The 10,202-nt window shown below is 60.1% G+C and carries 12 protein-coding genes; 4 read left to right on the top strand and 8 right to left on the bottom strand.

Annotation, left to right across the window (positions count from 1 at the left end; all coding sequences use genetic code 11):
• The first annotated feature begins 299 nt into the window (after positions 1 to 299).
• The 3 genes from dcd to ACIOVD_RS12675 all read left to right on the top strand — a co-directional run bounded on the left by dcd (position 300) and on the right by ACIOVD_RS12675 (position 1,761).
• Positions 300 to 866 (top strand): dCTP deaminase, encoded by a 567-nt coding sequence (dcd, locus tag ACIOVD_RS12685; protein ID WP_003219273.1) that lies wholly within the window; start codon positions 300 to 302, stop codon positions 864 to 866.
• A gap of 108 nt (positions 867 to 974) precedes the next feature.
• Positions 975 to 1,184: a hypothetical protein gene (locus tag ACIOVD_RS12680; protein WP_095166923.1), complete on the top strand. Its 210-nt coding sequence runs from the start codon at positions 975 to 977 to the stop codon at positions 1,182 to 1,184.
• A gap of 205 nt (positions 1,185 to 1,389) precedes the next feature.
• Positions 1,390 to 1,761, top strand: a complete 372-nt coding sequence (locus ACIOVD_RS12675; protein WP_401127997.1) for a hypothetical protein — start codon at positions 1,390 to 1,392, stop codon at positions 1,759 to 1,761.
• A gap of 45 nt (positions 1,762 to 1,806) precedes the next feature.
• Here the strand turns inward: ACIOVD_RS12675 and ACIOVD_RS12670 are convergent, their stop codons facing one another.
• From ACIOVD_RS12670 to ACIOVD_RS12645, 6 genes are all read right to left on the bottom strand, one after another.
• Positions 1,807 to 2,571 (bottom strand): ABC transporter ATP-binding protein, encoded by a 765-nt coding sequence (locus ACIOVD_RS12670; RefSeq protein WP_095166927.1) that lies wholly within the window; start codon positions 2,569 to 2,571, stop codon positions 1,807 to 1,809.
• 13 nt (positions 2,572 to 2,584) lie between these two features.
• Complete coding sequence (locus ACIOVD_RS12665; protein ID WP_095166929.1) at positions 2,585 to 3,703, bottom strand: succinylglutamate desuccinylase/aspartoacylase family protein; 1,119 nt, start codon at positions 3,701 to 3,703, stop codon at positions 2,585 to 2,587.
• Between the two features lie 27 nt (positions 3,704 to 3,730).
• A complete protein-coding gene (locus ACIOVD_RS12660) occupies positions 3,731 to 4,441 on the bottom strand; it encodes an ABC transporter permease (RefSeq protein ID WP_095166931.1) in 711 nt (236 codons plus the stop codon).
• Positions 4,438 to 5,166 carry an ABC transporter permease gene (locus ACIOVD_RS12655; protein WP_095166933.1) on the bottom strand — a complete coding sequence of 243 codons (729 nt, stop codon included), beginning with the start codon at positions 5,164 to 5,166 and terminating at the stop codon, positions 4,438 to 4,440. The genes ACIOVD_RS12660 and ACIOVD_RS12655 overlap by 4 nt, the downstream gene beginning before the upstream one ends.
• A 58-nt stretch (positions 5,167 to 5,224) precedes the next feature.
• Positions 5,225 to 6,007 carry a transporter substrate-binding domain-containing protein gene (locus ACIOVD_RS12650; RefSeq protein WP_095166935.1) on the bottom strand — a complete coding sequence of 261 codons (783 nt, stop codon included), beginning with the start codon at positions 6,005 to 6,007 and terminating at the stop codon, positions 5,225 to 5,227.
• 240 nt (positions 6,008 to 6,247) lie between these two features.
• Positions 6,248 to 8,698, bottom strand: coding sequence for a penicillin acylase family protein (locus ACIOVD_RS12645; RefSeq protein WP_401127991.1), 2,451 nt, complete (start codon positions 8,696 to 8,698; stop codon positions 6,248 to 6,250).
• Positions 8,699 to 8,883: 185 nt separating this feature from the next.
• On the opposite strand from ACIOVD_RS12645, the gene ACIOVD_RS12640 reads away from it, so the two are divergent.
• Positions 8,884 to 9,450: a cysteine hydrolase family protein gene (locus ACIOVD_RS12640; RefSeq protein ID WP_095166939.1), complete on the top strand. Its 567-nt coding sequence runs from the start codon at positions 8,884 to 8,886 to the stop codon at positions 9,448 to 9,450.
• A gap of 49 nt (positions 9,451 to 9,499) precedes the next feature.
• On the opposite strand, the gene ACIOVD_RS12635 is transcribed toward ACIOVD_RS12640, so the two are convergent.
• Both ACIOVD_RS12635 and ACIOVD_RS12630 read right to left on the bottom strand, forming a co-directional pair.
• Positions 9,500 to 9,709: an SEC-C metal-binding domain-containing protein gene (locus ACIOVD_RS12635; RefSeq protein WP_064676164.1), complete on the bottom strand. Its 210-nt coding sequence runs from the start codon at positions 9,707 to 9,709 to the stop codon at positions 9,500 to 9,502.
• 5 nt (positions 9,710 to 9,714) lie between these two features.
• Positions 9,715 to 10,200 carry an LEA type 2 family protein gene (locus ACIOVD_RS12630; RefSeq protein ID WP_095166941.1) on the bottom strand — a complete coding sequence of 162 codons (486 nt, stop codon included), beginning with the start codon at positions 10,198 to 10,200 and terminating at the stop codon, positions 9,715 to 9,717.
• Positions 10,201 to 10,202: the final 2 nt, after the last annotated feature.

The raw sequence follows: 10,202 nt of genomic DNA, 5'->3' as shown, positions 1-10,202 counted from the left end.
TGAGTGCAAAGAGCAGGAAAAATTCTTGTAGATGGTTGGATCGAAATTCAACATATCGTGTAGAGATTCTCAGTGACACAAGCAGCACAGTGGCGCCACCTTAACCCTTTTTCCGGAACGTGCCAATGGTCTTTGCGAAGGTTTATCTGTTTTCGTGACTGACGGTGCGCGTGATCGACGCGCGGTATCCGATATTAAAGGCGATCGGCGATTAATGCGTACCGGACTTTGAACCCGGCGGCGCGCCCCGGTAAGATGCCGGACAGAATTTTTCCACCTCGCTATTCAGGACACCCGCCATGAGCATCAAATCGGACAAGTGGATTCGCCGCATGGCGCAAGAGCACGGCATGATCGAGCCCTTCGTCGAGCGCCAGATGCGTGGCGAAGGCGCCGAACGACTGATTTCCTTCGGGGTGTCGAGCTATGGCTACGATGTGCGCTGCGCCGATGAGTTCAAGGTGTTCACCAACATCAACTCGGCCACCGTCGATCCGAAAAACTTTGATGAGAAGAGCTTCGTCGACGTCAAGAGCGATGTCTGCATCATCCCGCCGAACTCCTTCGCCCTGGCCCGTACCGTTGAGTTCTTCCGCATTCCGCGCAATGTCCTGACCATCTGCCTGGGCAAGAGCACCTACGCGCGCTGCGGCATCATCGTCAACGTCACGCCGCTGGAACCGGAGTGGGAAGGCCACGTGACCCTGGAATTCTCCAACACCACCACGCTGCCGGCGAAGATCTACGCCAACGAAGGCGTGGCGCAGATGTTGTTCTTCGAATCCGACGAAGAGTGCGAAGTCTCCTACAAAGACCGTGGTGGCAAGTATCAGGGCCAACGTGGCGTGACCCTGCCGCGCACCTGAGTCAGTCGTCCGGACAGACCGTGGGAATTCCTCGGCGAGCGTAGACTCTATGGAGTGTACTGCCCGGATCCGCGCAAGGCGGATCGGGCCATCGCCCAGGAGTGCCCAATGAAGATCGATCCACGCGTAAGTGCCGAACTGGCAAGGCTTGAGCCCAATCAGGTGGGCGTACTGGCCTGGTCGTTGTTAGCCCATCCGTCCGTCGCCCAGGCTGGCGGCATCCCCGGTCAGCCCGACCCGGACACCCCCAACGAACAACCCACCGAGCCCGGCGAACCGACCCTGCCGGACGAGCCACCTCCCGCACCAGTGGCCTGATTGGTCCGGCTCTTGGTGCATCACCAGTGAACTGTGGTGAGGGTTGACCGCTGTTCACTGGACGTTCATGCCTCGAAACAACTGTGTTCACCTTTGAAACCTATGGTCAGGTCTGCCGTGTTTTTATCGCGGCGGTGCTCCCCTGCGTGGCTTGAACAACGCTTGAGGCGAGCGGTTAGCCATAGTCGTGAAAAAGGAATTTCCAATGAGTTCAGTTCGATCGGGTCATTTCAGCGCTGACATCCATACCGCCGGCGGCCTGAAGGCGCTTCGGGTAACCGAGGGCTTGCGGTACTACCTGCGCCAAGGCGTGCACAGCCTCGAGGCGGTCAACGCTGCGGGGGAAGGCTTCTACCTGTATCTGCCAGACGATATCCAGACCGGCACGTACCAGCTCCAGGTCGGGTTACCCTCGATCATCCATGTGACGGGCGGCGGCGAAGCGGAGTTGTACCCCTTGGGCAGCCTGACGTTGACGGTTGACGGGGATGGGCAGTTTGCCGGTACCTTCAGCGGCACGGATGCCGATGGCATCCGCATCGAAAATGGCAGCTTCAGGCTGGAGTACCAGGCTTAAGCCGGGGCAAAGGAGCGCAGTGGGAGCCAGCGCTCCCACTGACCGCTACTTCAGGTTGCCACTGAGGAACTGCTTGAGCCGTTCACTTCGGGGATTGCCCAGTACATCCTCGGGCGTGCCTTGTTCTTCCACCAGGCCCTGGTGCAGGAACAACACCTGGTTGGACACCTTGCGCGCAAAGCTCATTTCATGGGTGACCATGATCATGGTCCGGCCTTCTTCGGCCAGCCCCTGGATCACCCTGAGCACTTCACCCACCAACTCCGGGTCCAGGGCGGAGGTCGGTTCATCGAACAGCATGACTTCCGGCTCCATCGCCAGTGCACGGGCAATGGCCACCCGCTGCTGCTGGCCGCCGGAGAGGAATGCCGGGTACTGGTCCGCCACACGGGCAGCCAGGCCTACCTTGTCGAGGTAGCGGCGCGCGCGGTCCTCAGCGTCTTTTTTACTCACCCCCAGCACCCGGCGCGGAGCCATGCTGATGTTTTCCAGCACAGTCATGTGGCTCCATAGGTTGAAGTGCTGGAAAACCATGGCCAGGCGGGTACGGATGCGTTGCAGCTCGGCTTCGTCGGCGACCCGCATGCCGTGGTGGTCCTTGATCATGCGGATTGCCTGGCCATCGAGGCTCATGGCGCCGTCGTTGGGGGTTTCGAGAAAGTTGATGCAGCGCAAAAAGGTACTCTTGCCCGAGCCGCTGGCGCCGATCAAGCTGATCACGTCGCCCGTCCTGGCCTTGAGCGACACACCCTTGAGGACTTCATGGCTGCCGTAGCTTTTGTGCAGGCCTTCGATGGTCAATTTGTACATGGAGTGAACATCCTCAAGGCGAAAGTAGGTAGCCGGTTCGATAGGCCTCAAGGCCCGCCACGTGGGCGATCACCATGCCAGCGGTGGCCATGCGGCGGGTCGAGCGGGCATACAGCAGGCCCTCGTTGGTGCAATGGACCGGCGTGACCCGGTCGCTGATCGGATCGATGATCTCGGCGATCAATTGTCCGGCCTGCAGGTACTCTCCCGGTAGCACGCAGTACACCAGCAAGCCACCGACCGGAGTCGCGACCGGCTCCACCGCCGCCAGTGGCGTGGCCGGGTAGGGCAGGTCCGGCAGGGGTTGGATTCGGCCGTCGATGGCGCCAAAGTGCGTCAGGTAGTCGATCAAGGCCTGGCAATCGAGGCTGGCCAGTGGGTGGTTGACGTCGCCCTGGCCACGCAATTCCAGGGTCACCGAGAAGCTGCCAGAGGGTATCGGGAAGTGTTCGCCGAAGCGCTCTTGCAACTGCCACCATACCAGGGTGAAGCACTCATCGAATGACTGGCCGCCGGAGTCAGTGGCCAGCAGGCTGGCCTCGGCGCCGATGTAGCGCGCCAGCGGTTCGACCTGGGGCCAGGCCTGGGGCGTGGTGTACAGGTGGGTGACGGCTTCGAAGTCACAGTGCAGGTCCAGCACCATGTCGGCATCGCAGGCCAGGGTCTGCAGCACCAGGCGCTGGGACTGCAGTTGCGTGGCGGCACTTTGGCGCAGCAATGCCTGACGCAAAGTCCGGCGCACCAGTGCCAGGTTGTGCTGCGGATCCTGGTTGAGCTGGCCTTCGATTTCGTGACCGATCGTTTCGCCGAGGTCGACAAACCAACGGTTGAAATTCTGCCCGCTTTCCAGCTCGTAGCGACCCAGGGGCACGTCCATCAACACCTGTTCGAGGCCAATCGGGTTGGCCACCGGTACCAGCACGATCTCGCTGAGCAGGCGGCCCTCGGCTTCGAGTTGGGCCAGGCGTTGCTTGAGGTGCCAGGCCACCAGCATGCCCGGCAGTTCGTCGGCATGCAGTGAGGACTGGATGTAGACCTTGCCCTGGGCCTGTGTCGGGCCAAAGTGGAAGCTGTGGATCTGGCGTGCGGTGCCCGGCAGCGGGGCAAGCAGGTCATGAATCTGGTGGCGCATGTGCGTGAGTGTCCTGCAACGTGAGAGCTAGTGAGTTGGACCGAGAAATGCCAGCCAGCGGCGTTCGGCAACCCGGAACAGACCGACCAGGGCAAAGGTTACGGCCAGGTAGATCAACGCGGCGATGCCGAACGACTGGAACGTCAGGAAGGTTGCCGAGTTGGCGTCCCGCGCGACTTTCAGGATGTCCGGGATGGTCGCGGTGAAGGCCACGGTGGTGGAGTGCAGCATCAGGATTACTTCGTTGCTGTAGTAGGGCAACGAACGGCGCAGGGCCGAAGGCATGATTACGTAGGCATACAGCTTCCAGCCCGTCAGGCCATAGGCCTTGGCAGCCTCGACTTCGCCGTGGTTCATGCTGCGAATCGCCCCGGCGAAAATCTCCGTGGTGTAGGCGCAGGTGTTCAGGGCGAAGGCCAGGATCGTGCAGTTCATCGCGTCGCGAAAGAACGCATCGAGCACCGGTTGCGCGCGGATCGCGGCGAGGCTGTAGATCCCCGTGTAGCAGATCAGCAACTGGATATACAGCGGCGTGCCACGGAACAGGTAGGTGTAGAACTGCACCGGCCAGCGGATGTAGAAATGCGGTGAAACCCGGGCAATCGACAGCGGGATCGACACCAGGAAACCGATGCAGATCGAGGCGCTGAGCAGCCACATCGTCATCGCCAGGCCGGTGATGTGGTAGCCGTCGCTGTACAGGAACGGGCGCCAGTACTCTTGCAGAAGTTCGATCATCGTACGGCCTCCCGGGCACCGGCGGCATAACGCCGTTCCAGCCAGCGCAGGACAACGTTCGACGCGCTGGTGATCAGCAGGTAGATCAGCGCTGCCAGCACCAGGAAGTAAAACAGCTGGTAGGTACTTTTACCGGCATCCTGGGCGGCCTTGACCAGGTCGGCCAGGCCGATGATCGACACCAGTGCAGTCGCCTTGAGCATCACCATCCAGTTGTTACCGATACCCGGCAAGGCGAAGCGCATCATCTGCGGGAAGACCACGTAGCGAAAACGCTGGCCGCGCTTGAGGCCGTAAGCGGTGGCGGCTTCAACCTGGCCGCGGGGCACGGCGAGGATCGCGCCACGGAAGGTTTCGGTGAAATAGGCACCGTAGATAAAGCCCAGGGTGATGACCCCGGCGCTGAACGGGTTGATCTCGATGTATTCCCATTCCAACAGGTCGGTCAGGGACGTCAGCCAGGTTTGCAGGCTGTAGAAAATCAGCAGCATCAGCACCAGGTCCGGCACCCCACGAATCAACGTGGTGTAGCACTGCGCGGGTATGCGCAGCAGTCTGGAAGCTGAGAGTTTGGCGCTGGCGCCCAGGAGGCCGAGTAACACGGCCACCAGCAGCGACAGTACCGATAATTGGATGGTCATCCAGGTGCCTTGCATCAGCAGGGGGCCGAAGCCTTTCAAGCTGAAGGCTGAGAGCCCCAGGTTTTGTAGGAGTTGTTCAAACATGAAGTCAGCAACCTGATAGCGAAAAAAAGGCGCCCATCACGAGGATGGGCGCCGGGCATTATTTGCCGCTGTACAGATTCAGATCACCAAAGTGTTTCTTTTGAATGGTGGCGTAGGTGCCATCATCGTGTAACGCTTTGATACCTTTATCGAGAAGGGCCTTCAGCTCTTTGTTACCTTTCGAGATACCGACAGCGGTCTTGGCTGGCAACAGTGGGCTGTCAACGGGTTTGCTGACTTCATAGTCGGCGCCTTGTGGCGACTTCAAGAAGCCCAGTTCGGCTTGCAGCATGTCCTGGATCGACGCGTCGAGACGCCCGGAAATCAGGTCGGCGTAGACCTGGTCCTGGTTGGCGTAAGCCTTGGTCTTGACCCCGGCCTTGTCCAGCACGGCCTTGGCATACGCTTCCTGGATGGTGCCTTGCTCGTAGCCGACAGCCTTGTCCTTGAGCGATGCGGTATCGGCGGTCAGCCCAGAACCTTTTTTGAACACGAATGAAGTGGGGCCGGAGAACAGCTCGCTGGAGAAGTCGATAACCTTCTCGCGGGCCTCGGTAACGGTCATCGAAGAGATTACACCGTCGAATTTATTGGCCTTGAGGCCAGGGATCATGCCGTCGAAATCGCTTTCGACCCATTTGCATTTGACCTTCAGCTCGGCGCAGATCGCATTGCCCAGATCGATATCGAAGCCAACCAGGCTGCCGTCCGCTGCTTTGGATTCGAACGGCGCGTAGGAGGGGTCAACACCAAATCGCAACTCTTTGTATTCTTTGGCCAGCGCGGAACCCGCGGCCATGCACAACGCCAGTGCAGAAAGGGTCAGCAATGCTTTTTTCATTATTCAATCCCTAAGAACCAATATGAGCGCTTGTGGCGCAGAATTATTGTTACTGGAAAGCGTAAGACCTTATGAAAGTAGCAATTTCCGAACCAGAGTCCCGAACAAGCGTTTTAAAAGATGATTCAACAAAAGTCCTGGGCAGATTCGCGCCCAAAAATGGGCGCGAAGGATTGACTGCACCAGCATGGAGCCTGGGCTGGCTGAGCCGGTGTGCCCCAGGCACCGGTCCCCGCGAGTTTACTTTCCGGGCACCAGGGTCAGGCGCGTCTTGCCATAGACCTTGTCGAAGTTCTGCGGCTGCATCGGCAGGCTCTGGTATTGGCCCTTGAGCCACGGTTCGATACCGTTCAGGTAGCTGGGACTGGCTGGATTACCGGACTGACCACTGCCGTTCTGCGCCTGCAGCGGTTCTGCCTGAGCGAAGTCGACGATAAAGCGCATCGCCGGTGCCAGCGTGACGTTGAAGTCCTGGCCCCAGGTGTAGGCGGACATGTTCAGGGTGGTGTGATCGCCACCGGCGGACATAGGCGCGCGCACAGTCTGGCCGCGCACGTCCTTCCATTCGTAGTGGTGCAGTTTTCCCCATTGCCAGGCTTTGCGGTCACCGCCCATCTGGCTTTCGCCAGCAGAAATGGCGGCGGCCAGGCTACGGGCAAGGATCGCCGGCTTGTCTTCCTTTTGCGGGGTGCGGGCGTCATCCCAGAACGGGCTGTCTTCGCGGCCGAGCAAATGGTCAGCCTGGGCCGAGTAGGACAACTTGCCGCTGGCAACAAAAGCTTTCCAGGCCGGGCTGTTCTGCGGCCCCAATTCGTCGAGGAAGATCTGCTGCATGCTGGCCTGCAGGAACAACTCGTAGATCGCCGCGTCAGTCGAGGTCGCACTGAGCTTGCCGTCAAAGGCCATCAGGCGGCTGTAGGCCTCGCGTGCCTTGCCAGCCTCGGCGGCGGGCAGGGCGGCGATGGCTGTTTTGAGCGGTGCCGACATGCCGGGCGACTCGAACATTTTTTTCAGTTTGCTGGCAAACAGGCTGGTCTGGTCGTATTGCATGGCGATCATGCTGCGATTGTCGTGCTTACCGCTCCCTGCCAGTTCGGCGATGCGCTCGCCGCGCTCGGGTGCGGCCCATGAATTGGACAGCTGCATGCCGTAACCGTGAGGAATCACCCGCTGGTTGGCGGTGCCGAGCCAGCCTTGCACCGGGTCCTGATCATACGGATGGAGCATCGGGTCGGCGTAGCCGTCCCAGTCGTAGCGGCCTTCCCAGCCGGGGGATGGCAGCAAGCCTTCGCCTTCGCGACGGTTGGGGAAGCGGCCGGTAACCTGCCAGCCGATGTTGCGAGCGTCGGCAAACACCATGTTCAGGGCAATCGCGCGGATTTCGCGGCTGGCGTCCGAGGCTTTTTCCACATTCTGCGCGCGGGTCAGGTCGAAGAACGCGTCCAGGCTCTTGTCGTCGGTCAAATTGGGTTGCTGCAAGGCCAGGCCGAAGCCATTACCCAGCGCAGTGCCTTGGGCGCTGTTGAGCAAGGCGCCGTGGCGGGTTTCGTACACGGCTTCGCGAATCGGTCGCTGGCCTTTGATGAAGTAGGTTTCGTTGCGCACCATCACTGGTTGCCATTTACCAGCAACTTCGTAGCTCAGGCCGTTGCCCTGGCGCTTGAGTTTTTCCAGGAACAGGTCCTGGTTGTCGCCCAGCACCGCCGTCATGCTCCAAGCCACTTGGCCGTTGAAACCGGCCAGGACCATTGGCAAGCCGGCGATGGAAACGCCGGCTGCCTGGTATTTCGGGGCACGAATCTGCACGAAGCTCCACAGCGACGGCACGCCGAGCGGCAATTGGCTGTCGCTGGCCAGCAGGCTTTTACCGCTGCGGCTGCGTTGTGGGGCGATCGCCCAGTTGTTCGATGCCGTGCCGCCGAGCATGTTCAACGTGCCCAGTTGCTCGCCAGCGTTAGCCACCTCGGCAAGGCCTGGGATCGTACCGTTGAGCTTGATGCCCTGGAGTTTGTCGGTTTCCGCCAATGGCAGTTTTTCGTCCGGATAGGACGGCGACAGCCATGCCAGCTTGTCCTGGGTGACGGTTTGCGCCATGACCAGCGCGGAAATTTCCTGCGGCAGGTTGGCTGACTGGCTGAAGTTCAGCAGGCAGAAAATCAGCGTCGAGTCTTCCGGTTTCCAGTACTCCGGTTGGTAACCGGTGGCAGCCAGGTCTGCTGGCAGCTTGTCGCGATAGCGGAACAGGTAAGCGTTGACCCCGCGCGCATAGACTTCAAAGAAGCGCTTGAGGCGAGGCGAGGAGGCTTTATAGAGTTCGTCGGCGCTTTTCTTCAGGTTCACGGCGCGCATGTAACGGTCGGCGTCGAGCATCTGTGGGCCCGACATTTGCGCCAGGCGGCCCTGGGCCAGCAACCGCATGCTGACCATCTGGTAAATGCGATCAGTGGCGTGCACATAGCCGAGGGTGAACAAGGCATCGTGGAAGGTGCTGCTTTCGATCAGCGGCATACCCATGGCATTGCGTCGCACGGAGACGTTTTGCGCCAGCCCTTTGAGCGGTTGCACACCGGAGGTCGGCGGTAGCGTGTCCTGGGCATTCCAGGTCTGGCATCCGCCAAGACTGAGCACACTGGTGACTGCTGCGGCAACGCCGAACCGGGGAAGAAAAGATGTAAAGGCTGGCGAGGCCATGGCAAAGCTCCGTACCAAGAAAGGCGCTACGTTAGTGAGCGACCGAGGGCCGCGCAAGCAGGGGCCGAGCTTATTTGAGGGTTTGTCGGATAAATCACGGATTTTTCGACCATAGGCCTGTTTGGCTGCCGTAAATGACGGTATTGAAGGGGGGTATTGGGTAATTGGCAGAGGGAAATAGCGCCATGCAACTGCAGATAAATGCCACCTTGATCCTGATCGATCAGCAAAAAGGAATCCATCAGCCCCGGCTCGGACCGCGCAACAACCCTCAGGCCGAGGAACGCATTGCCGAGTTGCTCGAGCAGTGGCGCGCCAGGTCGTGGCCAGTGATCCACGTGCAGCACCTGTCCCGCTCGCCGGAATCGGTGTTCTGGCCGCAACAGTCGGGCGTGGAATTTCAGCAGCGGTTCATGCCCTTGGCGGGTGAACCGGTGATCCAGAAGCAGGTGCCAGATGCGTTCTGCGCAACCGGGCTGGCAGAGGATTTACAGCGAGGGGGAGTCAGCCAGTTGATTATCGTTGGCGTGGCGACGAATAACTCGGTGGAGGCCACTGCACGAACTGCCGGCAACCTGGGGTATGAAACCTGGGTGGTGGAGGACGCCTGCTACACCTTCGACAAGCAGGACTATTTTGGCCAGTGGCATTGCGCGCAGCAGGTGCATGCCATGTCGCTGGGTAATTTGCAGGGCGAGTACGCAACGGTGGTGACTGCCCGCGACATCCTGATGGCGAGCCGCATCGGGTAATTGTGGGAGCGCCGTCCGGCTTGCTCCCACACGCCTTGGGGCTAGCGCATCAGGCGCCGTGGCACTTCTTGAATTTCTTGCCGTTGCCGCATGGGCAAGGGTCGTTGCGGCCAACATCTTTCAAGGCGTTACGCACCGGTTCCTGGTGAGCGTGGCCGCAGTTTGGGCCGTGCACATGGCCATGGTCGTGATCATGGTGTTCGTGATGGTCATGATCGTGGTTGCAGTCAGGGCCATGGACGTGGGGTTGTTGGGTCATCAGGGTTACTCCGGAATAAAATCGCCGGGAATTATCTCGCCATAACGCGAAAGGTGCACGTCTTTGCCGAACAATAATCCGGTTTGCAGGGTTCCCTCCAGGCGGTAAGGGATGGGCTGTTCGGGTTTTTTCAGCAACTTGACCACTTCCCGCAGGTGCTGCCACAGGTTCGTGCGGATCGGCACTTGGAAATACCCACTGCTCTTGGGGTCGACGCTGAACCACTGATCACTCTCGCCCTCGGTCAGCAGGAACTGGCTCAAGTGAATGCGGTATTCCAGGCCACGGACCGTCAGGCTGGAGTCATTGGGATTGTCGACGCGAAAGTACAGCATGAACTTCTGGTCAAGCAGCCGGGCCCGGACCACCTCGACCTTGAGCAGGTGGACCTGAGGCTCAAGCTCATCGTCGCTGAACCAGGACACGCAACCACTGAGACTCAGCAGCAAAAGCAGGCTGATGCAGTGCAGGGCGCGGCGCTGGTTGAGCATGG

It is taken from the genome of Pseudomonas sp. NPDC087626, assembly GCF_044743405.1.
GTDB lineage: Bacteria > Pseudomonadota > Gammaproteobacteria > Pseudomonadales > Pseudomonadaceae > Aquipseudomonas.
The sequence above is the reverse complement of the archived record's forward strand: the minus strand, read 5'-3'. Positions and strand labels throughout refer to the sequence as shown.